The 25,221-nt window shown below is 56.8% G+C and carries 26 protein-coding genes; 14 read left to right on the top strand and 12 right to left on the bottom strand.

Features of this window, described 5'->3' with window-relative positions:
* Window positions 1-126: 126 nt before the first annotated feature.
* The 4 genes from HB664_RS01480 to nirB all read right to left on the bottom strand — a co-directional run bounded on the left by HB664_RS01480 (window position 127) and on the right by nirB (window position 4,816).
* Entirely contained in the window at window positions 127-297 is a 171-nt protein-coding gene (locus HB664_RS01480) for a YhfL family protein (RefSeq protein ID WP_008503029.1), read from the bottom strand.
* Between the two features lie 143 nt (window positions 298-440).
* Window positions 441-1,814: a siroheme synthase CysG gene (cysG, locus tag HB664_RS01475; protein ID WP_219940288.1), complete on the bottom strand. Its 1,374-nt coding sequence runs from the start codon at window positions 1,812-1,814 to the stop codon at window positions 441-443.
* Between the two features lie 135 nt (window positions 1,815-1,949).
* Window positions 1,950-2,276, bottom strand: a complete 327-nt coding sequence (gene nirD, locus HB664_RS01470; protein ID WP_023309475.1) for a nitrite reductase small subunit NirD — start codon at window positions 2,274-2,276, stop codon at window positions 1,950-1,952.
* Window positions 2,273-4,816: a nitrite reductase large subunit NirB gene (gene nirB, locus HB664_RS01465; RefSeq protein ID WP_219940287.1), complete on the bottom strand. Its 2,544-nt coding sequence runs from the start codon at window positions 4,814-4,816 to the stop codon at window positions 2,273-2,275. Before nirB ends, nirD begins: the two co-directional genes overlap by 4 nt.
* A gap of 239 nt (window positions 4,817-5,055) precedes the next feature.
* Between nirB and HB664_RS01460 the strand changes: the two genes are divergently transcribed.
* Complete coding sequence (locus HB664_RS01460; protein WP_219940286.1) at window positions 5,056-6,372, top strand: cytosine deaminase; 1,317 nt, start codon at window positions 5,056-5,058, stop codon at window positions 6,370-6,372.
* Between the two features lie 3 nt (window positions 6,373-6,375).
* Here HB664_RS01460 and tsgA read toward each other — a convergent pair whose 3' ends face one another.
* A complete protein-coding gene (gene tsgA / locus HB664_RS01455) occupies window positions 6,376-7,560 on the bottom strand; it encodes an MFS transporter TsgA (protein WP_039263090.1) in 1,185 nt (394 codons plus the stop codon).
* Window positions 7,561-7,838: 278 nt separating this feature from the next.
* Between tsgA and ppiA the strand changes: the two genes are divergently transcribed.
* The 4 genes from ppiA (at window position 7,839) to HB664_RS01435 (ending at window position 11,004) form a co-directional block, all read left to right on the top strand.
* A complete protein-coding gene (gene ppiA, locus HB664_RS01450) occupies window positions 7,839-8,411 on the top strand; it encodes a peptidylprolyl isomerase A (protein WP_023309471.1) in 573 nt (190 codons plus the stop codon).
* Window positions 8,412-8,517: 106 nt separating this feature from the next.
* Window positions 8,518-9,102: a putative adenosine monophosphate-protein transferase Fic gene (locus HB664_RS01445; protein ID WP_039263091.1), complete on the top strand. Its 585-nt coding sequence runs from the start codon at window positions 8,518-8,520 to the stop codon at window positions 9,100-9,102.
* Window positions 9,103-9,132: 30 nt separating this feature from the next.
* Window positions 9,133-9,696, top strand: coding sequence for an aminodeoxychorismate synthase component 2 (gene pabA, locus HB664_RS01440; RefSeq protein ID WP_032662295.1), 564 nt, complete (start codon window positions 9,133-9,135; stop codon window positions 9,694-9,696).
* 87 nt (window positions 9,697-9,783) lie between these two features.
* Entirely contained in the window at window positions 9,784-11,004 is a 1,221-nt protein-coding gene (locus HB664_RS01435; protein ID WP_172421409.1) for an aspartate aminotransferase family protein, read from the top strand.
* On the opposite strand, the gene HB664_RS01430 is transcribed toward HB664_RS01435, so the two are convergent.
* Window positions 11,001-13,088: a YccS/YhfK family putative transporter gene (locus HB664_RS01430; RefSeq protein WP_112778195.1), complete on the bottom strand. Its 2,088-nt coding sequence runs from the start codon at window positions 13,086-13,088 to the stop codon at window positions 11,001-11,003. The genes HB664_RS01435 and HB664_RS01430 overlap by 4 nt on opposite strands.
* 57 nt (window positions 13,089-13,145) lie before the next feature.
* Complete coding sequence (gene crp, locus HB664_RS01425; protein WP_000242758.1) at window positions 13,146-13,778, bottom strand: cAMP-activated global transcriptional regulator CRP; 633 nt, start codon at window positions 13,776-13,778, stop codon at window positions 13,146-13,148.
* A gap of 311 nt (window positions 13,779-14,089) precedes the next feature.
* On the opposite strand from crp, the gene HB664_RS01420 reads away from it, so the two are divergent.
* A complete protein-coding gene (locus HB664_RS01420; protein ID WP_008503018.1) occupies window positions 14,090-14,494 on the top strand; it encodes an OsmC family protein in 405 nt (134 codons plus the stop codon).
* 66 nt (window positions 14,495-14,560) lie between these two features.
* Here the strand turns inward: HB664_RS01420 and HB664_RS01415 are convergent, their stop codons facing one another.
* From HB664_RS01415 to HB664_RS01400, 4 genes are all read right to left on the bottom strand, one after another.
* Window positions 14,561-15,430, bottom strand: a complete 870-nt coding sequence (locus tag HB664_RS01415) for a phosphoribulokinase (protein WP_023309465.1) — start codon at window positions 15,428-15,430, stop codon at window positions 14,561-14,563.
* A 30-nt stretch (window positions 15,431-15,460) separates the two neighbouring features.
* Window positions 15,461-15,679 carry a YheU family protein gene (locus HB664_RS01410; RefSeq protein WP_008503016.1) on the bottom strand — a complete coding sequence of 73 codons (219 nt, stop codon included), beginning with the start codon at window positions 15,677-15,679 and terminating at the stop codon, window positions 15,461-15,463.
* Window positions 15,676-16,698 carry a hydrolase gene (locus HB664_RS01405; protein ID WP_219940285.1) on the bottom strand — a complete coding sequence of 341 codons (1,023 nt, stop codon included), beginning with the start codon at window positions 16,696-16,698 and terminating at the stop codon, window positions 15,676-15,678. The genes HB664_RS01410 and HB664_RS01405 overlap by 4 nt, the downstream gene beginning before the upstream one ends.
* Window positions 16,699-16,810: 112 nt before the next feature.
* Window positions 16,811-18,715 carry an ABC transporter ATP-binding protein gene (locus HB664_RS01400; RefSeq protein WP_033146795.1) on the bottom strand — a complete coding sequence of 635 codons (1,905 nt, stop codon included), beginning with the start codon at window positions 18,713-18,715 and terminating at the stop codon, window positions 16,811-16,813.
* 135 nt (window positions 18,716-18,850) lie between these two features.
* Here HB664_RS01400 and kefG point away from each other — a divergent pair, with 135 nt between their 5' ends.
* The 4 genes from kefG to slyD all read left to right on the top strand — a co-directional run bounded on the left by kefG (window position 18,851) and on the right by slyD (window position 22,109).
* Window positions 18,851-19,405 (top strand): glutathione-regulated potassium-efflux system ancillary protein KefG, encoded by a 555-nt coding sequence (gene kefG / locus HB664_RS01395; protein ID WP_021242220.1) that lies wholly within the window; start codon window positions 18,851-18,853, stop codon window positions 19,403-19,405.
* The gene (kefB, locus tag HB664_RS01390; protein WP_219940284.1) at window positions 19,405-21,210 is read left to right on the top strand and encodes a glutathione-regulated potassium-efflux system protein KefB; all 1,806 of its coding nucleotides are present in this window, start codon (window positions 19,405-19,407) and stop codon (window positions 21,208-21,210) included. Before kefG ends, kefB begins: the two co-directional genes overlap by 1 nt.
* Before the next feature lie 13 nt (window positions 21,211-21,223).
* The gene (locus HB664_RS01385; RefSeq protein ID WP_033146793.1) at window positions 21,224-21,424 is read left to right on the top strand and encodes a YheV family putative zinc ribbon protein; all 201 of its coding nucleotides are present in this window, start codon (window positions 21,224-21,226) and stop codon (window positions 21,422-21,424) included.
* Window positions 21,425-21,518: 94 nt separating this feature from the next.
* Window positions 21,519-22,109, top strand: coding sequence for a peptidylprolyl isomerase (slyD, locus tag HB664_RS01380; protein WP_014833521.1), 591 nt, complete (start codon window positions 21,519-21,521; stop codon window positions 22,107-22,109).
* A gap of 197 nt (window positions 22,110-22,306) precedes the next feature.
* Here slyD and HB664_RS01375 read toward each other — a convergent pair whose 3' ends face one another.
* Entirely contained in the window at window positions 22,307-22,525 is a 219-nt protein-coding gene (locus tag HB664_RS01375) for a protein SlyX (protein ID WP_023309461.1), read from the bottom strand.
* 238 nt (window positions 22,526-22,763) lie between these two features.
* Between HB664_RS01375 and fkpA the strand changes: the two genes are divergently transcribed.
* The 4 genes from fkpA to tusC all read left to right on the top strand — a co-directional run bounded on the left by fkpA (window position 22,764) and on the right by tusC (window position 25,216).
* Entirely contained in the window at window positions 22,764-23,582 is an 819-nt protein-coding gene (gene fkpA / locus HB664_RS01370; protein WP_023309460.1) for an FKBP-type peptidyl-prolyl cis-trans isomerase, read from the top strand.
* 166 nt (window positions 23,583-23,748) lie between these two features.
* Entirely contained in the window at window positions 23,749-24,471 is a 723-nt protein-coding gene (locus tag HB664_RS01365) for a transcriptional regulator (RefSeq protein WP_014171909.1), read from the top strand.
* On the top strand, window positions 24,471-24,857 hold the full coding sequence (gene tusD, locus HB664_RS01360; protein WP_033146792.1) for a sulfurtransferase complex subunit TusD: 387 nt from the start codon (window positions 24,471-24,473) through the stop codon (window positions 24,855-24,857). Before HB664_RS01365 ends, tusD begins: the two co-directional genes overlap by 1 nt.
* A complete protein-coding gene (tusC, locus tag HB664_RS01355) occupies window positions 24,857-25,216 on the top strand; it encodes a sulfurtransferase complex subunit TusC (RefSeq protein ID WP_219940283.1) in 360 nt (119 codons plus the stop codon). The genes tusD and tusC overlap by 1 nt, the downstream gene beginning before the upstream one ends.
* Window positions 25,217-25,221 lie beyond the last annotated feature (5 nt).

Raw genomic sequence — 25,221 nt, 5'->3', positions numbered from 1 at the left:
ACAGCGTTACCGTTTTTAGGGTTTGTTCCCTCTCCCTGTGGGAGAGGGTCAGGGTGAGGGCATCAGGCCGCACGTCCCTAAACTAAAAAACCGGGAAATTCCCGGTTTTTTACGCCTGAAAAACGCTTACTGCTGCGCCGCCGGGCCGCAACCGCCGATGATCTTCGAAATGGAGATCGCCGGGTGCAGCAGGTAATCGTAGCTGCAGTTATTTTTGGTGTTCTGTACATGACCGGTACAGGCAGTCAGAGTCGATAACAGGCCAACCAGAACGGCGGCTTTTGCCAGTTTGAACATACGCATTCCTTGTCTTAAAAACGAAAGTTGGATGTAACTCAGGGGAATAAAGGGAGAAATTCCACTTCGGGGCGGTATATTATCGACAGCGGTAAGAGGGGAGTAGTCCGCATAAGGACTACTCCGCAAAGGAAGAATATGCGTTAGTGATTTGAGAACCAGTTCAGCTTATCGCGCAGCTCAACCACGCGACCCACCACAATCAGCGCCGGGCTTTCGACCTGCTGCGCCAGCTCACCGAGCTGCGTCAGTACACCATTCACCACGCGTTGCTTGATGGACGTACCGTTTTCCACCAGCGCAACCGGCATATCAGCCTCCATGCCGTGCTCCAGCAGCTTCGCCTGAATCGTCGCGGCCTGGTTCAGCCCCATGTAGAAGACCAGCGTTTGCTTTTCCGCGGCCAGGTTATGCCAGTCCAGCTCGCTGCCGGTTTTCAGATGGCCCGTCACCAGACGCACGCTCTGGGCATAGTCGCGGTGGGTCAGCGGAATGCCAGAGTAAGCTGAGCAGCCGGATGCCGCCGTAATGCCCGGCACGACGGAGAACGGAATACCCGCGTCACACAGGGTTTCCAGCTCCTCGCCGCCGCGACCAAAGATAAACGGATCGCCACCCTTAAGGCGCACCACGCGCTTACCTTTCTGCGCCTCGCGCAGGAGGATCTGGTTAATCTCCTCCTGCGGCACGCAGTGATAGCCCGCCCGTTTACCAACGAATACGCGGTCGGCATCGCGGCGTACCAGGTTCATGATGTCATCAGAGACCAGGCGATCGTAAACTACGGTATCGGCCTGCTGGATCTGCTGTAGCCCTTTCAGCGTCAGCAAGCCCGCATCGCCGGGGCCTGCGCCCACCAGCACCACTTCGCCGCGATGGTCCAGCGGCTCGCTGAGCAGCTGTTCGGTCGTCTCTTCTACGGCTTTGGTGTCCTGATTCGCCAGCGACTGCGCCAGCCTGTCGTTCACAAAGAATTTTTCCCAGAAGCGACGACGCTCGCCAACGGTCGAGAAGGTTTTCTTCACGCGGGAGCGGAGCTGCCCGGCGTAATGCGCTATCTGACCAAGGTGCTGCGGCAGCACGGCCTCCAGCTTTTCCCGCAGCAGGCGGGCGAGAACCGGCGAGCGTCCGCCGGACGACACCGCAATCATCAGCGGCGAGCGGTCGATAATCGACGGCATAATAAAGCTGGCCTCTTTCGGCGCATCCACCACGTTGCAGAAGATTCGGCGCGCTTCGCAGGCGTCGCTGACGCGCTGGTTCACTTCATCGTCGTCCGTTGCGGCAATCGTCAGCCAGCAGGTATCGAGCAGGGATTCATTAAACTCACCCTGTTCCAGCGTGAGCATCCCTTCCTGGGCCCAGACCTCAAACTGTGGGGCGAAGGCGAGGGCGTTGACGGTGAGCCGGGCGCCAGCCTCTAACAGCAGGCGCGCTTTGCGTTCAGCCACGTCGCCGCCGCCCACGAGCAGGCAGTCGCGGTTGCGTAATTGACAAAAAATCGGCAGGTGATCCACGACGTTACCTCGCAGCTTTCATGGAGGGGGTAAGAATTGACGTCAGGATAACAGCAGGAATCGTACAAAACATACGGTTTTTCCTGCCGTTACCCATAAGGGGTCATAAGCTTTTCGTATTGAAAAGGCGGGGGATTAGCCTTTCAACTGCACCTTGCCGTCCTTCACGCGAACGTCATAGTGCTTCACTGAATGACTCTCATCTTCCATGCAGTAGCCGTCGCTTAAGCGGAAACGCTGCTTTTTCAGCGGGCTGGCGACCCACAGTTCGCCCTGATGCTCGGCAATCAGTCCGCGGGAGAGCACGCTGGCCTCGAAGAACGGGTCGATATTGCTGATGGCAAAAACCTGTTCATCGTGGCGAGGGCGGAAAATCGCAACCTGCTCGCTACCCAGCAGCGCGCATACGCCGGTGGCCGGGATGATGTCGTTTATATCGCAAATGTTTATCCACTGGCTCATGCGTTTTCCTCCACCAGCGTGACCGGAATTCGTTCATACGGTGTCGCCGGACGATGCTGTTCACGCTCCGGCACAACCTGTACGTTCGGGTCGCGCTGGGTGCTGTTGATAAAGTGTTTGAAGCGCGTCTGCGCCGCCGGGGTGTTGACGGTTTCCGTCCACTCGCAGATCACCGCCTCGCGAAGGCGTGCCATCTCGGCTTCCAGATGTTCGTTCAGGCCCAGCTTGTCGTCGATGATCACCGATTTCAGGTAGTCGATGCCGCCTTCCAGGTTATCGAGCCAGGAGGCGGTACGGGTCAGCTTATCGGCGGTTCGGATGTAGAACATCATGAAGCGGTCGAGATACTGAATCAGCGTGTCGCGATCGAGATCCGCCGCCAGCAGGTCCGCGTGGCGTGGCTTCATCCCGCCGTTGCCGCAGACGTACAGGTTCCAGCCTTTTTCGGTGGCGATAATACCTACGTCTTTACCCTGCGCTTCCGCACATTCGCGGGTACAGCCGGAGACGCCAAACTTCATCTTGTGCGGGGTGCGGATGCCTTTGTAGCGGTTTTCCAGCTCCACGCCGAAGCCCACGCTGTCGCCGACGCCGTAGCGGCACCAGGTGCTTCCCACGCAGGTTTTCGCCATGCGCAGCGCTTTGGCGTACGCGTGACCGGTTTCGAAGCCCGCTTCAATCAGCTGACGCCAGATTTCCGGCAGATCGTCTTTCTGCGCGCCAAACAGGCCGATACGCTGGGAGCCGGTAATTTTGGTGTAGAGGTTAAATTCACGCGCAATACGACCCACGGCGACCAGCCCTTCCGGCGTGATTTCGCCACCGGCTGAGCGTGGAATAACGGAGTAGGTGCCATCTTTCTGGATGTTCGCCAGGAAGTTGTCGTTGGTGTCCTGCAGCAGCGTGTGTTCCGGCTTGAGTACGTACTCGTTCCAGCAGGAGGCCAGCAGGGAGCCGACGGTCGGTTTACACACTTCGCAGCCGTAGCCCTGGCCGTGTTTCGCCAGCAGCTCGTCGAAGGACTTGATGCCTTCCACGCGGATCAGGTGATACAGCTCCTGGCGAGAATACGCGAAGTGCTCGCACAGGTTGTTGTTCACTTCGATGCCCTGTTTCGCCAGTTCGGCGTTCAGCACCTGAGTGACCAGCGGAATACAGCCGCCGCAGCCGGTACCGGCTTTGGTTTCCGCTTTCAGTGCCGCCACGGTGTGGCAGCCTTTGTTGATGGCGGAGATCAGCATGCCTTTGGTGACGTCGAAGCAGGAGCAAATCTGCGCGCTGTCCGGCAGTTTATCCACGCCGATAGACGGCTTGCCGCTGGACGCGTGCGCCGGGAGGATCAGCGCGTCCGGGTTTTCCGGCAGTTCGATGGCGTTCAGCACCAGCTGGAGCAGGTTGCCGAAGTCGCTGGTGTCGCCCACCAGCACCGCGCCGAGCAGGGTTTTGTTGTCCTGGCTGACGATGAGGCGTTTGTAGACTTCTTTGCTTTCGTCGAGATAGACATAGCTGCGCGAATTCGGGGTGCGGCCATGCGCATCGCCAATACCGCCCACGTCCACGCCCAGCAGCTTCAGCTTGGCGCTCATGTCTGCACCGGTAAACGCGTTTTCGCTACCGAGGATATGGTCCACGGCGACCTGCGCCATTTTGTAGCCCGGCGCCACCAGACCGTATACGCGGTTATTCCAGCTGGCGCATTCGCCAATCGCGTAGATATCCGGATCGGAGGTCTGGCAGGCGTCGTTGATCATGATCCCGCCGCGCTGCGCCACGGCCAGCCCGCACTGGGTCGCCAGCTTGTCGCGCGGACGAATACCGGTGGAGAAGACGATGAAGTCCACTTCCAGCTCGCTGCCGTCGGCAAAGCGCATGGTTTTGCGCGCTTCAGTCCCTTCCTGAACGATCTCTTTGGTGTTCTTGCTGGTGTGAACCTTCACGCCCATGCTTTCGATTTTACGACGCAGCTGGTCACCGCCCATGTGGTCGAGCTGTTCGGCCATCAGCATCGGGGCAAATTCGATGACGTGGGTTTCAACGCCGAGGTTTTTCAGCGCGCCTGCCGCTTCCAGACCCAGCAGGCCGCCGCCGACCACCGCGCCGCGACGGCTGCGACGGGCGCAGGATTCGATGGCGTTGAGGTCTTCAATGGTACGGTAGACGAAGCAATCCTGAGTTTCCGAGCCTTTGATCGGCGGGATCCACGGATAGGAGCCCGTCGCCATGATCAGCTTGTCGTAAAAAACCGTACGCCCGGCGCTGGAGTGGATCACTTTTTCCTGACGGTTGATGGTGATAGCGCGTTCGCCCACCAGCACTTTTACGCCATGCTTCTCGTAGAAACCTTCGCGCACCAGAGAGAGCTCTTCGGCGGTATGATGGGAAAAGTAGGAAGACAGGTGCACACGGTCGTACGCCTTGCGGGGTTCTTCACAGAACACGGTAATATCGAACTGCTCAGCATCGGCCTTATCGAGAAGATCCTCGATAAAGCGGTGGCCGACCATGCCGTTACCGATGATAGCGAGTCTGACTTTGCTCATTATTGCCTCGATTTCTTTTCTATTATTGCCTACCTTAACGATTCAGCAGGGGCGCTTATTGATGCAAATCAAATACGTCTTCGCCTACTCCTTAGGTGGTATATAACTGATTTGTCAGGATTTTTATAAGTGGCGGAAATCGCAGGCTTTTCGTGCTCGTTGAATTTGTGTACAAATCAGGGGCGGTTTTGCCAAAATCGATACGCCTGAATATCAGCGGCGTTTTTTAGGGGAAGGGTATGTCTACAGCACCGTTATGGCTTGTTCAGAATGTTCGTTTACCGGGTCGGGAAGGGCTGTGGCAGCTCGCCATTGGGAACGGGCGATTTGGTGACATCACTCCGATGGACGACACCCACGCCGAAAGTTATGAAGTATTGAACGCGCGCGGCGGGCTTGCGATCCCGCCGTTCATTGAGCCGCATATTCATCTTGATACGACCCAGACCGCGGGTGAGCCGAACTGGAACCAGTCCGGCACGCTATTCGAAGGCATTGAGCGCTGGGCGGAGCGCAAGGCGTTGCTCAGCCATGAGGATGTTAAAGCGCGCGCCTGGAAAACGCTGAAGTGGCAAATTGCCAACGGCATCCAGTTTGTCCGTACCCATGTGGATGTCTCCGACCCGACGCTCACCGCCCTGAAGGCGATGCTGGAGGTGAAGCAGGAGGTTGCCCCGTGGGTGACGCTGCAAATCGTCGCGTTCCCGCAGGAAGGTATTCTCTCTTACCCGAACGGCACGGCGCTGCTGGAAGAGGCGTTAAGGCTGGGGGCCGACGTGGTTGGGGCGATCCCGCACTTCGAGTTCACCCGCGAGTATGGCGTGCAGTCGCTGCACATCGCTTTTGAACTGGCGAAGAAGTATGACCGTCCGCTGGATATCCACTGCGATGAAATCGACGACGAGCAGTCGCGGTTTGTCGAGACGGTGGCAGCGCTGGCGTATGAGGCCGGCATCGGCCCGCGCGTGACGGCCAGCCACACCACCGCCATGCACTCCTACAACGGCGCTTACACCTCCCGGCTCTTCCGTCTGCTGAAAATGTCGGGAATTAACTTCGTCGCTAACCCGCTGGTCAATATTCACCTGCAGGGGCGCTTTGATGACTATCCGAAGCGCCGCGGCATCACCCGGGTGAAAGAGCTGCAGGAAGCGGGCATTAACGTCTGCTTCGGTCATGACGACGTCTTCGACCCGTGGTACCCGCTCGGCACCGGCAACATGCTGCAGGTGCTGCATATGGGGCTGCACGTCTGCCAGATGATGGGCTATCCGCAAATCGACAGCGGCCTGAATCTCATCACCCATAACAGCGCCCGTACCTTCGGCCTGAGCGATTACGGTATTGCCACGGGGAACCCGGCGAACCTGATTATTCTGCCTGCCGAGAGCGGGTTTGAAGCGGTGCGCTGTCAGGTGCCGGTGCGCTGGTCGATTCGTCAGGGGCGGGTGATCGCCACGACGCAGCTGGCGCAGACGTGGATCCAGATGGATATCGGAGGAGAAGAGGTAAGTTTTGCCAGAAACAGCCCCTCTGCCGAGCGCAAAGGGGCGTAGGGGTTAGTGAGACGCTGCCGCCGCGTTGTGCTGGCGGTGGCGGGTCACGAAGCCCAGAACGAAGCACATGATGAACACCACGGCATACAGACCGTTCGCGGTGTGCAGCGCCGCCAGCGGGCCGCTGTGGGCGACGATCGGGCCGGTGACCACGAAGGTCAGCATGGTGCCGATGGTGCCGCAGGTCAGGACGAAGTTAACCAGCTTCGGCGAGGCCACTTTGGTCTGCAGGGAGCCCAGGGTGATGATAGAGGTATAAATGGCGCTGGAGAAGAAGCCCAGGGTCAGAATGAACCACGGCATGTGCTCCGGTGAACCGTTGATGAACAGGTACATCAGCACGGTCGCCAGCCCCGCCAGCACGGTCAGAATGCGCTGCAGGTCGAAGAAGCGCAGGATGAAGCTAAACGCCCACATGCCGAACATGTAAGACATCCAGAAATCGCTCACCAGTTTACCCGCATCGTTCAGGCTCATGCCCAGACCTTTCGCGTACTCCGGTACCCAGGAGATAAAGCCCAGCTGGCCCAGGATGTAGCACAGCGCGGCGATGGAGAGGAACAGCACGCCGATGCCCCACTTTTCTTTCGCAACCGGCTCTGCGGTGGTTTGCGCTTTCTTGCCCAGCACCGGGAACTCGCAGCCGAAGGTCAGAATAAAGATCGCCACGTAGACCAGGCCGATGCAGGCATAAACCCAGTACCACTCAATGCTGCGCGCCAGCAGAACCGCCGCGACCATCGGGAAAATCATTCCGGCCATGCTGAAGAAGGAGTCGGTAAACAGCAGACGCGCGCCGCGCTGGCGGCCTTCATACATGTGGGTAATCAGGAACGTACCGATCGACATGGTGATCCCGCTGACCAGACCCAGCACGAACATAGCTGCGGAGAACAGGGCGATGCTGTGGCTCAGCATCAGGCCCGCCACGGCGGCAACCATCAGCACAAAGCCAAAGCGCAGCTGGGTTTTCAGCGGGACGATTTCCATCAGCCAGGCATTCAGGAAGATAGAGATCAGGATCCCCGCGTTGAGGAAGGTAAAGGTGTTACTCATGCTGGAAACGGGCAGCTGGAAGTAGTCTGCGATATTCCCCATCACCATCCCGGTGACGATCACCAACGCGCCGGTCAGGGCGTAGGAGAAGAAGCTGATCCATGTGAGCTTGATGCGATTGCTGTTAGTCATGTCTGGCCTGTTCAGAAAAAGAAAAGCGCCCGGGGGGCGCTGAGAGCGGGCAGATTTTAGTCGCTAAAGTGATCTATTCCTATCTTTTAAGGGCAATGATTACGTCATTGCAGGTTTTAGTGTGATCTAAATCACATTAATTGACGACGTAACCAATCGTTTGCGCGGTAATAATTGTTTCAACTTCGTAAAATTAGGTAAAAGGCTGGTCTCCGTTCATACTGCTCTTTAGAATCAAGCCATTCGCTTTTTATACTGCGCTTTGTTAAGGAATTCTCATGCTCAAATCAACACTGGCGGCTGTCGCAGCTGTGTTTGCTCTTTCTGCCGTTTCCCCTGCTGCGCTGGCAGCAAAAGGGGACCCTCACGTTCTGCTGACCACCTCTGCCGGGAATATTGAGCTGGAACTGAATAGCCAGAAAGCCCCTGTTTCCGTGAAAAACTTTCTCGACTATGTGAACAGTGGTTTCTATAACAACACCACTTTCCACCGCGTGATCCCAGGCTTTATGGTGCAGGGCGGCGGCTTCAACGAGCAGATGCAGCAGAAGCAGCCGAACCCGCCTATTAAAAACGAAGCGGACAATGGCCTGCTGAACAAACGCGGCACCATCTCCATGGCGCGTACCGCAGACAAAGACAGCGCGACCAGCCAGTTCTTCCTGAACGTGGCGGATAACGCCTTCCTCGACCACGGTCAGCGCGACTTTGGCTATGCCGTTTTCGGTAAGATTGTGAAAGGCATGGACGTGGCCGATAAGATTTCTCAGGTGCCTACTCACGACGTCGGTCCGTACCAGAATGTGCCGTCAAAACCGGTGGTTATCCTCTCCGCAAAAGTTCTGCCGTAATTCTTCTGAACGCGGGCTTCTTCTGCCCGCGTTATATGACCCTCCCTGCGAAAGCGCGTTTTGCTGCTTATACTTGTGGCAAACGGACTATTCAGGGAGGCGTTAAGTGAAAAAGCTCACCGACAAGCAAAAATCCCGTCTCTGGGAACAGCAGCGTAACGTCAATTTACAGGCCAGTTGTCTCCTTGAAAAAGGTAATGGTCCCTCAGAGCCCCATATTGAGACGCTGGAGCTTGGGCCTTCCGCGCCCGGGTTGCCCCACCTGTGCCTTATTCATCGTCATTTGTACCGCAGCGAGATGAAGCGGGCAGGCGAGTTACGTACCGACGATATTTTTAAGGGTGACATTCCTTTCTGCCATTTCGAATACATCGAGAAGATGGGCAACGAGCTGATGGCGGCGCTGGAAAGCGAAAAGTATCTCGTGGGTCTTGAGAAAGCGGCGTTTGTTGACCGGGTTAGCCACTATTACTGCGAAATCAACATGCTGCATCCATTTATGCGCGGCAACGGTATTGCCCAACGCGTTTTCTTCGAGCAGCTGGCGCTCCACGCGGGCTACGCGCTGGACTGGCGCGATATCGATCCCGACCAGTGGGTGGCGGCTAACCGAAGCGGCGCAACGGGAGATTTAACCGCGCTCAACGCTATCTTTGCCAAAGTAGTGAGCGAAGCGCGGGAATCTGAGTAGAATAGGGCGGCATTTTTTTCGGGAGCCGCCATGATTCTGCTGATTGATAACTACGATTCCTTCACCTGGAACCTTTACCAGTATTTTTGTGAACTGGGTGCAGAGGTGGTTGTCCGCCGCAACGACGAGATCCATCTCGACGATATCGACACGCTGGCTCCGCAGAAAATCGTGATTTCTCCGGGGCCGTGTACGCCGTCGGAGTCGGGTATTTCTCTGGATGTGATCCAGCACTATGCCGGCAAGCTGCCGATCCTGGGCGTCTGCCTGGGCCATCAGGCGATTGCTCAGGCGTTTGGTGCCACCATCGTGCGCGCCGCCAAAGTGATGCACGGAAAAACCTCTCCGGTCACCCACGCCGGCTCCGGGGTATTCACAGGGCTCAATAACCCGTTAACCGTGACGCGTTACCATTCCCTGGTGATTGACCCGTCGACGCTGCCCGACTGCTTTGAGGTGACCGCCTGGAGCGATACGCAGGAGATCATGGGGATTCGTCACCGCGAATGGGACCTCGAAGGCGTGCAGTTCCACCCGGAAAGCATCCTCAGCGAGCAGGGGCACGCGCTGCTGGCAAATTTCCTCAATCGCTGAATATCTGTTGCCTTGCTGTGATTTTTTATGCATATTTTGTGATTATATTTTCACAATCACTGTGACATAAAAATGGATGGTCATGACATGGCAACTGAACAACCAGCAATTACCCGCGCGACATTTGATGAAGTGATCCTGCCGATTTATGCACCGGCTGAGTTTATCCCGGTGAAGGGGAAAGGCAGCCGCGTCTGGGATCAGCAGGGTAAAGAGTATGTGGATTTCGCGGGCGGTATTGCGGTCACGGCGCTGGGTCATTGCCATCCCGCGCTGGTTGAGGCGCTGAAAACCCAGGGCGAAACCCTGTGGCATACCAGCAATGTGTTCACCAACGAACCGGCGCTGCGCCTGGGCCGCAAGATCATCGATGCGACCTTTGCCGAGCGCGTGCTGTTTATGAACTCCGGCACTGAAGCCAACGAAACTGCGTTTAAGCTGGCGCGCTACTACGCGACAACGCGCCACAGCCCGTACAAAACCAAAATCATCGCCTTCCACAATGCCTTCCACGGACGCTCCTTCTTTACCGTCTCCGTTGGCGGCCAGCCGAAGTATTCCGACGGGTTTGGCCCGAAACCGGCCGACATTGTCCACGTGCCGTTTAACGATCTGCACGCGGTGAAAGCGGTCATGGACGACCACACCTGCGCCGTTGTTGTCGAGCCTATCCAGGGTGAAGGCGGCGTGACGGCGGCAACTCCGGAATTCCTGAAAGGGCTGCGCGCGCTGTGCGACGAGCATCAGGCGCTGCTGGTCTTTGATGAAGTGCAGTGCGGGATGGGGCGTACCGGCGATCTGTTCGCTTATATGCACTACGGCGTGACGCCGGACATCCTGACCAGCGCCAAAGCGCTCGGCGGCGGTTTCCCGGTGAGTGCGGTACTGACGACGCAGGAGATCGCCTCCGCGTTCCACGTCGGTTCTCACGGTTCCACCTACGGCGGTAACCCGCTGGCGAGTGCCGTGGCGGGTGCCGCATTCGACATTATCAACACGCCGGAGGTGTTGAACGCCGTGAGCGCGAAGCGCGAGCTGTTCGTAAAACACCTGCAAAAGATTGATGAACAGTACGATGTGTTCAGCGAAATTCGCGGGATGGGGCTGTTGATTGGCGCCGAGCTGAAGCCGCAGTACAAAGGCCGGGCGCGCGACTTCCTGCACGCCGCCGCCCACGAAGGGGTGATGGTGCTTAATGCCGGGCCTGACGTGATGCGCTTTGCGCCGTCGCTGGTGGTAGAAGACAAAGACATCGAAGACGGTTTAACCCGCTTTGCCGCGGCGGTCGAGAAGATCGTAAAAGGCTAATACTCGGTTCGCTTTAGCCGGCGCGTTAACCAAATGCCGTGATGCGGACGCTGACGCCATGCCACCGACGAAATGGTGTGCATGGTGTTCAGATGCCCCAGAACGCGCTGTAAATGCTGCTCCAGGGTGCTCATTGGCCCGTGGGTCAACGTCTCCGGCGCTTCCAGAATATTTGAGTCGCCCGACTCGCCCGGCGCGTCATACTCCAGACGCTGCTGGCACCTCTGCAACGCAATTTCACACGACTGCAAATAGCGCTGCGCCAGATCCGGCGTCAGCATCGTGTGCTCGCGCGCCAGCGTGGTCATGGCGTTAATATGCTCGACGATAAACTGGCTGTGCGTCACCCAGAGCTTCATGTCTGCCAGATAGTGCGAGTTAAAGCCCGGCTCCTGCATCGCCTGGTTGAGTGAGTTAAACAGGGCGTTGTGCGCCTGGTTGACCTTCATCCGCTGATAGGCCAGCGGGGAGGGCTGCGGATCGTCGCTCAGGATCAGGCGAATAGCCTGCTGGTCGGCTTCCAGCGCGTCGTGGGCGTTCTGCCTCAGCAGCCCGCTCTGCCACTGCGGCCACAGCCAGACCATGCCGCCAAAGGCAATCAGGCAGCCGATCAGGGTATCAATCAGCCTGGCGACAATAAACTGTTCGCCATTGAGCGTGAGCAACTGCAGCGTATATACCGCCGTCACCGTAAAGCCCACCATCGCCCAGCCGTAGTTTTTGCGGATAATCAGGTAGCTCACCAGCGTAATCGCCAGCATCCCTGCCAGGGTATAGCCTTCCGGCACGTGGAAGTGCAGCGTCACGCCTGCAATGATCAGCCCGGCCAGCGTTCCGCCAGCCCGATGCAGAATACGCACCCGCGTGGCGCCGTAGCCGTTCTGGGTGACAAACAGCACGGTCATTAAGATCCAGTACGGTTTCGGCAGATGCAGCGCCATGCCCATCAGGCTGGCGGTACTGAGCATAACGCTAATCCTTGCGGCGTTGCGCAGGGCGGACGATTTAAGAGAAAGATAGCTTTTGAGCGCGGGCAATAACGGAAGCCGTTTTTGCTTATCCGCCATCAGGTCGCGGGGATAAAGCGGGCGCTGGGTGCGCAACACGCGGGCGATGCGGCTGAAGTGCCAGGCGGCAAACTGGCCGACCGGGTTATCGGGATGCTGGCGGGCGATTTTCTCCAGCGCGCCGAGCTGCTTGTCCATGTTAAAGCGCGTCGGGTAGCGGTGGTAGAGAATATCATCGGCCAGCACGCGCAGACGTGCCGAGACGGTCTGCGCGTTCCAGCGGATCACCGCTTCGGCGTGGCTGCGCTCGACCAGCTTTTGCACCTCCTGCGGGTGGTGAAGGCTTACGGAGATATGCTCCTGTAGATCCAGCCCGACCTGGAAGGTGCGCAGCAGCCGCTTGTACTCGTGGTTCTTGTTGGCGGCGAGCATATGCAGCTGCTGATAGCACTGGCTTATGAGATCCACCACCTTCTGCTGGCGCGTCAGCAGCGGCGGTAAGGATTTTTCCGGGTCGGTATGCTGGGTGAGCAGGGTGTATTTGGCTTCGCAGTAATCCGCAAGCTGCACATAGAGCAGGCTCAGGGATTCACGCAGCGGCTGCTCCCGCCACAGCCAGAACCAAAACCAGTTAAACAGCCCGTACCATAATGTCCCCAGGGCGTAGATCAGCAGCGGCTCCCACACCGGCATGTTCCCGGCGAGGCTCAGCGTGAAAATGGCCGCAATCAGCGAGGCGGGAAGCAGGCGAGCGTGCAGCGAACTGATTTCCGCCGTGACGCCAAGGGTCATCGCAAGTACGGTCAGGATCAGCGGCAGCGGGATATCCCGGGCAAGCAGGAGTTGTACGGCGAGGCTACAGCCCGCAAACAGGCAGCCACCAACGATCAGGCGTTTGAAAAAACGCTTATGCGGCGTGTCCAGACCGGCAATGTTGCAGCAGGCGGGCACGAGGGAAAACAGCAGGCCTTGCTGAAGATGTCCGAGGATCAGGCCTATGGCCACAGGAAGACACAACACCAGCGTTTGCCGCAGTGCGTAGTTAACTTCCGGGTGATAGATCAGCCTGCGCCACAGGGGGAGTAGAGACAAAAACGGCGTGACACCTTGCGATGGCACGCCGTTTAAGCGGAATTAACGCGTTCCGTAGACCACGATGGTTTTACCGTGGGCGGAGATCAGGTTTTGATCTTCCAGCATTTTCAGGATACGGCCCACTGTTTCACGGGAGCAACCGACGATCTGACCAATTTCCTGACGGGTAATTTTAATTTGCATGCCGTCCGGGTGGGTCATGGCGTCTGGCTGTTTCGCCAGGTTCAACAGGGTTTGTGCGATACGGCCGGTAACGTCCAGGAAGGCGAGGTTACCCACTTTCTCTGACGTGACCTGCAGACGGCGCGCCATCTGGGAAGAAAGACGCATCAGGATGTCAGGGTTAACCTGAATCAGCTGACGGAACTTCTTGTAAGAAATTTCAGCCACTTCACATGCTGTCTTTGCTCGAACCCAGGCGCTACGTTCCTGGCCCTCTTCAAACAGGCCCAGTTCACCGATGAAATCGCCCTGGTTCAGATAAGAAAGGATCATCTCTTTCCCTTCTTCATCTTTGATCAGCACTGCCACCGAGCCTTTAACGATGTAATACAACGTTTCCGCTTTTTCACCCTGGTGAATCAGCGTGCTCTTCGATGGGTACTTATGAATGTGGCAATGAGACAAGAACCATTCGAGAGTCGGGTCTGTTTGCGGTTTGCCAAGCACCATGCGCTGTTATCCTCTGTTATAAGCTGTCACCAGAGTCATCAGATGCATCCGGACTCTGGGGTTGCAATCGAATTCTTACCCATACCCTGGGAAGTCGGCTACCGTAACGTTTCGCAGCCAGTAAAGTTTGATGTCCTCTGCATACACGTGTAACGTCAATGTATTACTGTAGCATCCTGAGTGTTTTAGCATAGCTTTCGCCGCGTGTCTCCTGGTGTCTCGCTTCAGCATGATGCAGGTCGCCTTCCATTGCGAGAAATGTAACGCACGCGTAATCTGTCACCAAAAATGCAACGTTGGAGTTAATGAATATGCAAGCGCGCGTGAAATGGGTTGAAGGTTTAACGTTCCTGGGCGAGTCCGCGTCAGGACACCAGATTTTGATGGACGGTAACTCCGGCGATAAAGCACCCAGCCCAATGGAAATGGTGCTGATGGCGGCAGGCGGATGCAGCGCAATTGATGTGGTGTCGATTCTGCAAAAAGGACGTCATGACGTGACGGATTGTGAGGTTAAACTCACGTCAGAGCGTCGCGAAGAGGCGCCACGCCTGTTCACCCATATTAACCTGCACTTTGTGGTCACCGGTAAAGAGCTGAAAGACGCGGCGGTCTCGCGTGCGGTGGACCTGTCTGCGGAGAAGTACTGCTCCGTGGCGTTAATGCTGGAGAAAGCGGTAAAAATCACGCATTCGTATGAAGTGATCGAGGCGTGATTGATGGGGCATCGTGCGTGTTGATGCCCTCACCCTAACCCTCTCCCACAGGGAGAGGGAACATGCTCACGCGATCTGCTTCCCTTCCATCAGTCGCTCCACCAGCGGCGTCATGATGAGCTCCATCGCCAGCCCCATTTTCCCGCCCGGCACGACTAACGTATTCATGTGCGAAATAAACGAGCCCTGCAGCATTGCCAGCAGCCAGGGGTAATCAATGCCTTCGAGATTGCGGAAATGGATCACCACAAAGCTCTCATCCAGCGACGGGATGCTTTTAGCGGCAAACGGGTTCGAGGTGTCCACCGTCGGCACGCGCTGGAAGTTGATATGGGTGCGGGAGAACTGCGGCGTCAGGAAGTTAATGTAATCCTCCATGGAGCGCACCACGGAGTCCATCACCGCCTCTCGCGAATGGCCGCGCTCGCTCATGTCGCGCGTCAGCTTCTGGATCCACTCCAGGTTAACGATAGGGACCACGCCGACCAGCAGATCCACGTGGCGCGCCACGTCGTGTTGAGGCGTGACCACGCCACCGTGCAATCCTTCGTAAAACAGGACGTCGGTGGGTTCCGGCAGCGGCTGCCACGGGGTAAAGGTTCCCGGCACCTGATTCCAGGGTACGGCTTCATCATAGGTGTGCAGATACTTGCGGGACTGCCCTTTGCCGCTCTTACCGTACTCTATAAAGGTTTGTTCCAGCAGGCCAAAGTCATTGGCCTCCGGGCCGAAGTAGCTGATGTGTTTACCCGAATCGCGCGCCTTACGAATGGCCATGTCCATCTCCGGACGCGTGTAGCGGTGAAAGCTGTCGCCTTCGACCTCCGCCGCACGGAGATTCAGCTGGGCGAAAATCTTGCGAAATGCGAGGCTGGTGGTGGTGGTTCCCGCACCACTCGACCCCGTAACGGCAATAACCGGATGTCTGGCAGACATAGCAACTCCCTGACTGAAAAGGGTGGAAGATCAGCCGTGAAACGCGTTGCGGGGCATGATATTGACCGTCTCATGCAGTTCTGACCACACCAGCACCACGTCGCCGCTTTTCAGCTGGCGCTTAACATCGTTGACCTTTTGCTCAAGCGAGCGTTCCTGTTCACCATAATCGGTGCCTTCGCGTAATACAAAGCTTTCAATCAGATTATCGAGCGTTTCGGGAGCCAGATCCTGCCAGGGAATAATCATTTTGCACCGTCCAGATAAGGGGTCAGCCAGTCAGGAATTCGCGCCTCAAGCCACATTTTCGGGCGGCGCAGCGTGCCCCCGATAAACCCGACGTGGCCGCCATGCTCGGTCAACTGATAGTGAACGTTGTCGGGCAGGAATTCCTGAGCGGGGATCGAGTGATGATCCATAAACGGGTCATCTTTGGCATGAATAATCAGCGTCGGCTGCGTGATCTTGCTGAGCAGCGGCATGGCGCTGCACTGACGATAATAGTCAATCGCATCGGCGAAGCCGTGGATTTTCGCGGTGATCAGGTCGTCGAACTCGCGGATACGACGCACCTTTTTCAGCTGGCGCAGGCTTACCGGCAGGGTATCCGGGTAGGCCTTCAGCTTACGCGCCGCGTTGGCCTTCAGCAGGTTGAGCAGGTAGCGCTGGTAGACGCGGGAAAAGCCTTTATCCATGTGGTAGCTGCACTGCTCGAGCATAAACGGCGCGGAGACAATGACGGCGGCATCCAGCGGTACGCTTTCACCCTCTTTGGCCAGCAGACAGGCCAGCATATTCCCGCCCAGCGAGTAGCCCACGGCGGCCGTTGGCACGGTGCCATAATTTTCCCGCAGCCAGTGTAAAAACCACGTCCCGTCTTCGGTTTCACCCGAGTGATAAATGCGTTTCTGACGATTCGGTTCACCGCTGCAGCCGCGAAAATGCATCACCATGCCGAGCCAGCCGCGCGCTTTTGCCGCCTCAATTAGCCCATGCGCATACGGGCTGTGCAGGCTGCCTTCCAGACCGTGGAAAACCACCAGACGCGGCTTATGGCGAGCCTGTTCAGGCGCTTCGCTCCAGGCGAGATCCAGAAAATCACCGTCTGGCAGGTCAAGCCGTTGCCAGTGCGGGGTGAACTGAACCTTGCGGCGGATCAGTCGCGGCAGCATGGTCTGCAAATGCGGATTGGCCACGCCGCGCATAGGCACGAACTCAGTGCTGTCTTCGGCCGCAATGTCGAAGTCTGATGGAATGATTTGGGTCATAAGCGCGATGCTGATTCTTGTCGGAAATTTACGATACTTTCCGAATTGTACCCCGTTTAAGCTGGATTTCCGAACCCGGTACGGATTCTGCTCTTCAAACGGGGTAAATAAGTCAGTCAGCCTGCAGCATCGCTTCCAGCTGTTCCTGCGCGTCGAGCCACGCCATCTCGCACTCTTCGAGACTGGATTTGGTCTTCGCCTGGGTTTGCAGGCAGTCGGTCAGCTCAGCCTTGCGGCTCTGGTCGTACAGGCCGCTATCGCCGAGCTTCTCTTCAACGATAGCCAGCGTGGCGTTGAGTTTTTCCATCTCTTTTTCGAGACGGGTAATCTCTTTACGCAGGGGCTGCGTCTGGGTGCGCAGCTCCGCTTCACGGCGCTTCTGATCTTTACGCGCCTGCGCGCTGTTGGCGTTGTCTTTCGCTGACTCTTCCGGCTGGTTTTCCTGCTTCTGCACGTCCGTCAGCCACTGCTGATAGTCTTCCAGATCGCCGTCGAACGGTTCGACTTTGCCGCCGTGCACTAAATAGAGATCGTCCGTGGTGGAGCGGATCAGGTGACGGTCGTGCGAAACCACCACCAGCGCGCCTTCGAACTCAATCAGCGCTTCGGTCAGCGCCTGACGCATGTCGAGATCCAGGTGGTTGGTCGGTTCATCGAGCAGCAGCAGGTTCGGGCGCTGCCAGACGATCAGCGCCAGCACCAGACGGGCCTTTTCGCCGCCGGAGAAGCGCTCGGTGTTTTCAGTCACCTTATCGCCCTGGAAGCCGAAGCCGCCGAGATAGTCGCGCAGCTTCTGCTCCATCTCCTGCGGCGCAAGACGCGCGAGGTGCTGAATCGGCGATTCATCCGCGCGTAAAAATTCCAGCTGATGCTGGGCGAAGTAACCCAGCTTGATGCCCTTCGCGAGGCCGATTTCGCCGCTGACCGGGTTAAGCTCGCCCGCCAGCAGTTTGATCAGCGTCGATTTACCGGCGCCGTTACGCCCCAGCAGGCCAATACGTGAACCCGGCACCAGGTTGAGCTTGATGGAGTCGAGAATAATGCGGTCGGCATAGCCCGCGCTGACCTTCTCCATCTTAAGCAGCGGGTTAGGCAGGCTTTCCGGCTCGCGGAAGCTGAAGTGGAACGGGTTATCCACGTGCGCCGGGGCGATCATCTCCATGCGTTCCAGCATCTTGATGCGGCTCTGGGCCTGCTTGGCTTTTGAGGCTTTGGCCTTAAAGCGATCCACGAAGCTCTGCAGATGCGCCACGCGCTGCTGCTGGCTTTCGTACATGGACTGCTGCTGGGCGAGACGCGTCGCGCGCTGGCGCTCGAAGGAGCTGTAGTTGCCGGTGTACTCGAACATCGTTTGCTGTTCGATATGAATAATTTTATCCACCACCGGGTCAAGGAAGTCGCGGTCGTGGGAGATCAGAATCAGAGTGCCCTGATAGCTCTTGAGCCACTTCTCCAGCCAAATAACCGCATCGAGATCGAGGTGGTTGGTCGGTTCGTCGAGCAACAGCAGGTCAGAGCGGCAGATCAGCGCCTGCGCCAGGTTGAGGCGCATACGCCAGCCGCCGGAGAAGTCGCTGACCGGACGTTCCAGCTGTTCGTTGCTGAAGCCCAGGCCGTGCAGCAGGCTGGAGGCGCGGGAGCGAATGGTCCACGCGTCGATGGCGTCCAGCTTGCCGTGAACGGTGGCGATGGCGTGACCGTCGTTGCGCTCGTTAGCAGAATGAAGTTCCGCTTCGAGCTTACGGTATTCACGGTCGCCGTCGATAACATAGTCGAGTGCCGGTTCGCTCAGCGCAGGCGTCTCCTGGTTTACCCAAGCGAGCTGCCAGTTTCCCGGGAAGGTAAAGTTACCGCCATCCGCGCTAATCTCGTTTTTCAGCAGCGCCAGCAGGGTGGATTTACCGCAGCCGTTTTTGCCGACCAGACCCACTTTTTGGCCCGGGTTGATGGTAGCAGTGGCGTTATCCAGCAGGACGCGCACGCCGCGACGAATTTGTAACGAGGAGAAAACAATCATAGAAGCGCCGTATGTTCCGACTATGTTAATTTGTCATTATGATAATGTAAGGTGTGGGCCATTTTCCGCACCGGGCCGCCATGGTAGCCCAAAACAGCGACGATACACAAAAACAGAAACAAGACCGGGAGGGGAATGATGTCTCAGACAGCAAAAGTGCTGCTGCTGTATGCCCATCCGGAATCTCAGGACTCGGTGGCAAACCGGGTGCTGCTTAAGCCGGCCACACAGCTTAGTAACGTAACGGTGCACGATCTCTACGCGCACTATCCTGATTTCTTTATTGATATCCCTTACGAGCAGGAGCTGCTGCGTCAGCATGACGTGATTGTGTTCCAGCATCCGCTTTATACCTATAGCTGTCCGGCGCTGCTCAAAGAGTGGCTGGACCGCGTGTTGAGCCGGGGCTTCTCCAGCGGGGTGGGGGGCAACCAGCTGGCGGGAAAGTACTGGCGTAGTGTGATTACGACCGGTGAACCCGAAAGCGCTTACCGCCACGACGGGCTGAACCGCTATCCGATGAGCGATATCCTCAGGCCATTCGAGCTGACGGCGGCGATGTGCCGTATGCACTGGATGAGCCCGATTATTGTCTACTGGGCGCGGCGTCAGGATCCGAAAGAGCTGGCAAGCCACGCCAGAGCCTACGGTGAATGGCTGGCGTCCCCAATTCCGGCAGGAGGTCGTTAATGGAAGGATCGAATTTACTCCTCGCCGGGGTGCTGTTTTTATTTGCGGCCGTCGTTGCGGTGCCGCTTGCTGCACGTATTGGAATAGGTGCGGTGCTGGGGTATCTGCTGGCGGGGATCGCGATTGGCCCCTGGGGGCTGGGATTCATCAGCGATGTGGATGAAATTCTCCATTTCTCCGAGCTGGGCGTGGTGTTCCTGATGTTCATCATTGGCCTGGAGCTGAATCCTTCTAAGTTGTGGCAGCTCCGGCGATCTATCTTTGGCGTGGGGGCCGCGCAGGTGCTGTTCAGCGCCGCTATTCTGGGCGGCCTGTTAATGCTGACGAGTTTCTCCTGGCAGGCGGCGGTGATAGGCGGAATAGGCCTTGCGATGTCGTCGACGGCGATGGCGCTACAGCTGATGCGCGACAAAGGGATGAACCGTAACGAAGCCGGTCAGCTGGGCTTTTCGGTGCTGCTGTTCCAGGATTTGGCGGTGATCCCAGCGCTGGCGCTGGTGCCGCTGCTGGCGGGGTCCGGGGACGATCACTTCGACTGGGCTAAAATCGCCATGAAGGTGCTGGCCTTCGCGGGCATGCTGATTGGCGGTCGTTTCCTGTTACGTCCCGTGTTCCGCTTTATTGCCGCGTCGGGCGTTCGCGAGGTGTTTACCGCCGCGACGCTGCTGCTGGTGCTGGGATCGGCGTTGTTTATGGACGCGCTGGGGCTGTCGATGGCGCTCGGGACCTTTATCGCCGGGGTGCTGCTGGCGGAGAGCGAGTATCGTCACGAGCTGGAAATTGCCATCGATCCCTTCAAAGGGCTGCTGCTAGGCCTGTTCTTTATTTCGGTGGGGATGGCGCTTAACCTTGGCGTCCTCTATACCCATCTGCTGTGGGTGATAGTGAGCGTCGCCATTCTGGTTGCGGTGAAGATGCTGGTGCTGTACGTGATGTCACGTATCTACGGGCTGCGCAGTTCGGAACGCATGCAGTTTGCCAGCGTGTTAAGCCAGGGAGGCGAGTTCGCGTTTGTGCTGTTCTCGACCGCATCCTCCCAGAAGCTGTTTAAAGACGATCAGATGGCGCTTTTGCTGGTGACGGTCACGCTGTCTATGATGACCACGCCGCTGCTGATGAAGCTGGTGGATAAACTGCTGTCGCGCCGCCTGAACCCAAATGACGATGAAGACGAAGCGCCGTGGGTGGAAGACGACAAGCCGCAGGTGATTGTGGTGGGCTTTGGCCGTTTTGGACAGGTGATTGGACGCCTGCTGATGGCGAACAAAATGCGCATTACGGTACTGGAGCGGGATATCAGCGCGGTCAACCTGATGCGTAAATATGGCTACAAGGTTTACTACGGCGATGCGACCCAGCTCGAGCTGCTGCGCTCGGCGGGGGCGGAAGCGGCAGAGTCCATCGTGATTACCTGTAACGATCCGGAAGACACGATGAAGCTGGTGGATCTGTGCCAGCAGCATTTCCCGCATCTGCATATTCTGGCGCGTGCGCGGGGACGTGTTGAAGCTCACGAATTGTTGCAGGCGGGTGTGAAACACTTCTCCCGTGAGACGTTCTCCAGTGCGCTGGAGCTGGGCCGTAAGGCGCTGATCTCGCTCGGCATGCATCCGCATCAGGCGCAGCGCGCCCAGATGCACTTCCGCCGGCTGGATATGCGGATGCTGCGCGAGCTGATGCCGGTACATACCGATACGGCGCAGATCTCCCGCGTGCGGGAAGCGCGTCGCGAGCTGGAGGAGATCTTCCAGCGAGAGATGCAACAGGAACGACGCCAGCTTGATGGCTGGGATGAATTTGAATAAAGGGTAACGAAAGATGGCTGTACGTAAACGCTTTATCGCGGGTGCAAAATGTCCGACCTGTCAGGCGCAAGATACCCTGGCGATGTGGCGGGAAAATAATGTTGATGTTGTTGAGTGTGTTAAGTGCGGTCACCAGATGCGTGAGGCCGATAAAGAGGCCCGCGATCACGTTCGCAAAGAAGAGCAAGTTATCGGGATTTTTCATCCGGACTAGCGATATGCCCTGAGTTTTTTTAAGCTAAAGGGTACACGGGTGCAGATTTCCGCTACAATCTGCGCCAGCAATTTTCCCACGCTCAGGAGATATCATGAAAGTAGCAAAAGACCTGGTGGTCAGCCTGGCCTATCAGGTACGTACAGAAGACGGTGTGTTGGTTGATGAGTCTCCGGTGAGTGCGCCGCTTGACTACCTGCATGGTCACGGTTCCCTGATTTCCGGCCTGGAAAACGCGCTGGAAGGTCATGAAGTTGGCGACAAATTTGACGTTGCTGTAGGCGCGAACGACGCTTACGGTCAGTATGACGACAACCTGGTTCAGCGCGTTCCTAAAGACGTGTTCATGGGCGTTGACGAACTGCAGGTTGGCATGCGCTTCCTGGCTGAAACTGACCAGGGCCCGGTTCCTGTTGAAATCACCGAAGTGGAAGATGACCACGTCGTGGTTGACGGTAACCACATGCTGGCTGGCCAGAACCTGAAGTTCAACGTAGAAGTTGTTGCGATCCGTGAAGCGACCGAAGAAGAGCTGGCTCATGGCCACGTTCACGGTGCGCACGGTCACGACCATGACCACGATCACGGCCACGACGGCTGCTGCGGTGGTCACGGCCACGATCACGACCATGGTCATGACCACGGTAAAGGTGGTTGCGGTAACGGCGGCTGCGGTTGCCACTAATACCCGTCGTCTTTCAAGCCGCAGGTGCGTTGGCTGCGCTTTCAAACCCCGGTCACATAGTTATCTATGCTCCCGGGGATTTTCAAGCTTGCCGCCTTCCTGCGACTCGAAATCCATAGGGTATTTGGTATGTAGGCCCGGTAAGCTTCGCGCCACCGGGCACAAAAAAAGCGGGATTATCCCGCTTTTTTTGCGCCTCAATAATGAGGAGGTGGCGTCTCTTCTGACTGAGAGGCAATGTTTGACGGCTGTGTAGCCTTCAGCTTTTCCGTCAGCAGGCGCATATGATCCCGCAGTTTTGCCATTTCGAGCTCATGTGCGGTCACGGTCTGGTTTAGCTCTTCGATGGTGATGTCCTGAAAAGCCAGGCGGCTTTCCAGCTCAGCCATTCTCGCTTCTATTGCTGTATCCTTCATCATTCACCTCGTTTATTTCAGATTCGCCATAATGGCCCTGCGGCGGCGCAGTTTAACTGAGTTTATCCTTAAGTACAGTCTGCATCCCTTTGGCAGGAAACTTATTTAAACAAAAATAGTCTGAAAAGTGGCGAGAATTGGAAGTGTCTGTCTGTAGATTTCTTCCGCAACGTTTTATAGTACGTAACTCATTTACGTTTAACGCTGGGGTGAGAGTCCCCAGGCCCTGGAGATATGGATGAAATCACTGTTTAAAGTAACGCTGCTGGCGACGACGATGGCTGTTGCGCTGAACGCGCCGCTGTCATTCGCTGCTGATACTGCTGCGAAGCCTGCTGCCACTGCAGACAGCAAAGCGGCGTTCAAAAATGACGACCAGAAATCCGCCTACGCACTGGGCGCATCTCTGGGTCGCTACATGGAAAACTCTCTGAAAGAACAAGAGAAACTGGGCATCAAACTGGATAAAGCTCAGCTGATCGCGGGCGTTCAGGACGCATTTGCAGATAAGAGCAAGCTGTCTGACCAGGAAATTGAACAGACTCTGCAGGCGTTCGAAGCGCGCGTGAAGGGTGCCGCGCAGACCAAGATGGACGCGGACGCTAAAGACAACGAAGCGAAAGGCAAAGCCTACCGAGATACCTTTGCCAAAGAGAAAGGTGTGAAAACCTCTTCTACCGGCCTGGTGTACAAAGTTGAGAAAGAAGGCACCGGCGATGCGCCTAAAGACAGCGACACCGTTGTTGTGAACTACAAAGGTACGCTGATCGACGGTAAAGAGTTCGATAACTCTTACACCCGCGGTGAGCCGCTCTCCTTCCGTCTGGATGGTGTGATCCCTGGCTGGACTGAAGGCCTGAAAAACATCAAGAAAGGCGGCAAGATCAAGATGGTTATCCCACCGGATCTGGCCTATGGCAAAACCGGCGTTCCGGGTATTCCTGCCAACTCTACGCTGGTCTTTGACGTAGAGCTGCTGGATATCAAACCGGCACCGAAAGCGGATGCGAAAGCAGACGCACCGGCTGACGATAAAGCCGCTGCTGCTAAGAAGTAATGTTGAAAAAAACCGCCGCCTTTCAGGCGGCGGTTTTTTTATTGTGGGGCAGATATAATTAACACTGGAAAGCGCTACGCACGCTGTATTAATTTAGTTGTCCGTGTAGATAATGAGCCTGCCCTGAAAACCTAACGACAGGCTCCTGAAAAGGAGTGTTTTTTTCATGTCCAGGTCGCTTTTAACCAACGAAACCAGTGAACTTGATTTGCTGGATCAACGTCCTTTCGATCAGACCGACTTCGATATTCTGAAATCCTACGAAGCGGTAGTGGACGGGTTAGCGATGCTCATTGGCTCCCACTGCGAAATCGTATTGCACTCCCTGCAAGATCTGAAGTGTTCCGCCATCCGCATTGCGAATGGTGAACATACTGGCCGTAAAATTGGTTCGCCAATTACCGACCTTGCATTGCGTATGCTGCATGACATGACCGGCGCGGACAGCAGCGTCTCCAAATGCTATTTCACCCGCGCCAAAAGCGGCGTGCTGATGAAATCAGAAACCATCGCGATTCGAAACCGCGAGCATCGTGTTATTGGGCTGCTGTGCATCAACATGAACCTTGATGTGCCATTCTCGCAAATCATGAGCACCTTTATTCCACCAGAAACGCCGGACGTTGGCTCTTCTGTTAACTTTGCCTCCTCCGTTGAAGATCTGGTGACGCAGACGCTTGAGTTTACGATTGAAGAGGTGAATGCCGATCGCAACGTCTCGAACAACGCCAAGAATCGCCAGATCGTGCTCAATCTCTACGAAAAAGGGATTTTTGATATTAAAGACGCCATCAACCAGGTGGCCGATCGTCTGAACATCTCCAAGCACACGGTCTACCTCTATATTCGCCAGTTCAAAAGCGGCGATTTCCAGGGACAAGACAAGTAATGCGTTTTGCGTTAATGGTGACAGGCCCGGCGTACGGCACTCAGCAGGCCAGCAGCGCGCTGCAGTTTGCGCATGCGCTACTGGCGGCCGGACATGAGCTGGCGAGCGTTTTCTTCTATCGGGAAGGGGTGTATAACGCGAATCAGTTTACGTCACCGGCGAGCGACGAATTCGATCTGGTGCGCGCCTGGCAGGCATTAAACGAAAAGCAGGGCGTAGAACTGCACATCTGCGTGGCGGCGGCACTGCGCCGCGGGGTGACCGATGCAACCGAAGCCGCACGTCTTGGTTTATCGGGTTCTAACCTGCAGCCCGGCTTTTCGTTGAGTGGCCTGGGTGCACTGGCACAAGCGGCATTAACCTGCGACAGAGTGGTGCAATTCTGATGAAGCGTGTCGCGTTTGTTTTTTCCTCCGCACCGCACGGCAATGCGTCCGGCAGAGAAGGGCTGGATGCGCTGCTCGCGACCTCAGCATTGACCGAAGATATCGGTGTCTTCTTTTTGGGCGACGGCGTATTTCAGCTTCTGGCGGGGCAACAGCCTCAGGCCATTCTGGCGCGTGATTACATCGCGACGTTCAAAGTGTTACCGCTTTACGATATCGAAACCTTCTATGTCTGTGCCGACTCCCTGGCTGCGCGCTCCCTAAACGAGGCAACGCCTTTCGTGCTGGATGTGACAGTCTTGTCTTCTGCTGCATTGCGCGAACACCTTTCCCACTACGACACCGTTCTGACTTTCTGAGGCTG

It is taken from the genome of Enterobacter sp. DNB-S2, from assembly GCF_019443845.1.
GTDB classification, from domain to species: Bacteria; Pseudomonadota; Gammaproteobacteria; order Enterobacterales; family Enterobacteriaceae; genus Enterobacter; species Enterobacter asburiae_B.
The sequence above is the reverse complement of the archived record's forward strand: the minus strand, read 5'-3'. Positions and strand labels throughout refer to the sequence as shown.

Excerpts from the sequence above, each read along its gene's own strand:
- HB664_RS01480 (WP_008503029.1), bottom strand. The coding sequence starts at position 297 with ATGTTCAAACTGGCAAAAGCCGCCGTTCTGGTTGGCCTGTTATCGACT.
- nirD (WP_023309475.1), bottom strand. The coding sequence starts at position 2,276 with ATGAGCCAGTGGATAAACATTTGCGATATAAACGACATCATCCCGGCC.
- nirB (WP_219940287.1), bottom strand. The coding sequence starts at position 4,816 with ATGAGCAAAGTCAGACTCGCTATCATCGGTAACGGCATGGTCGGCCAC.
- HB664_RS01460 (WP_219940286.1), top strand. The coding sequence starts at position 5,056 with ATGTCTACAGCACCGTTATGGCTTGTTCAGAATGTTCGTTTACCGGGT.
- tsgA (WP_039263090.1), bottom strand. The coding sequence starts at position 7,560 with ATGACTAACAGCAATCGCATCAAGCTCACATGGATCAGCTTCTTCTCC.
- ppiA (WP_023309471.1), top strand. The coding sequence starts at position 7,839 with ATGCTCAAATCAACACTGGCGGCTGTCGCAGCTGTGTTTGCTCTTTCT.
- pabA (WP_032662295.1), top strand. The coding sequence starts at position 9,133 with ATGATTCTGCTGATTGATAACTACGATTCCTTCACCTGGAACCTTTAC.
- HB664_RS01435 (WP_172421409.1), top strand. The coding sequence starts at position 9,784 with ATGGCAACTGAACAACCAGCAATTACCCGCGCGACATTTGATGAAGTG.
- crp (WP_000242758.1), bottom strand. The coding sequence starts at position 13,778 with ATGGTGCTTGGCAAACCGCAAACAGACCCGACTCTCGAATGGTTCTTG.
- HB664_RS01420 (WP_008503018.1), top strand. The coding sequence starts at position 14,090 with ATGCAAGCGCGCGTGAAATGGGTTGAAGGTTTAACGTTCCTGGGCGAG.
- HB664_RS01415 (WP_023309465.1), bottom strand. The coding sequence starts at position 15,430 with ATGTCTGCCAGACATCCGGTTATTGCCGTTACGGGGTCGAGTGGTGCG.
- HB664_RS01410 (WP_008503016.1), bottom strand. The coding sequence starts at position 15,679 with ATGATTATTCCCTGGCAGGATCTGGCTCCCGAAACGCTCGATAATCTG.
- HB664_RS01405 (WP_219940285.1), bottom strand. The coding sequence starts at position 16,698 with ATGACCCAAATCATTCCATCAGACTTCGACATTGCGGCCGAAGACAGC.
- HB664_RS01400 (WP_033146795.1), bottom strand. The coding sequence starts at position 18,715 with ATGATTGTTTTCTCCTCGTTACAAATTCGTCGCGGCGTGCGCGTCCTG.
- kefG (WP_021242220.1), top strand. The coding sequence starts at position 18,851 with ATGATGTCTCAGACAGCAAAAGTGCTGCTGCTGTATGCCCATCCGGAA.
- kefB (WP_219940284.1), top strand. The coding sequence starts at position 19,405 with ATGGAAGGATCGAATTTACTCCTCGCCGGGGTGCTGTTTTTATTTGCG.
- HB664_RS01385 (WP_033146793.1), top strand. The coding sequence starts at position 21,224 with ATGGCTGTACGTAAACGCTTTATCGCGGGTGCAAAATGTCCGACCTGT.
- slyD (WP_014833521.1), top strand. The coding sequence starts at position 21,519 with ATGAAAGTAGCAAAAGACCTGGTGGTCAGCCTGGCCTATCAGGTACGT.
- HB664_RS01375 (WP_023309461.1), bottom strand. The coding sequence starts at position 22,525 with ATGAAGGATACAGCAATAGAAGCGAGAATGGCTGAGCTGGAAAGCCGC.
- fkpA (WP_023309460.1), top strand. The coding sequence starts at position 22,764 with ATGAAATCACTGTTTAAAGTAACGCTGCTGGCGACGACGATGGCTGTT.
- HB664_RS01365 (WP_014171909.1), top strand. The coding sequence starts at position 23,749 with ATGTCCAGGTCGCTTTTAACCAACGAAACCAGTGAACTTGATTTGCTG.
- tusD (WP_033146792.1), top strand. The coding sequence starts at position 24,471 with ATGCGTTTTGCGTTAATGGTGACAGGCCCGGCGTACGGCACTCAGCAG.
- tusC (WP_219940283.1), top strand. The coding sequence starts at position 24,857 with ATGAAGCGTGTCGCGTTTGTTTTTTCCTCCGCACCGCACGGCAATGCG.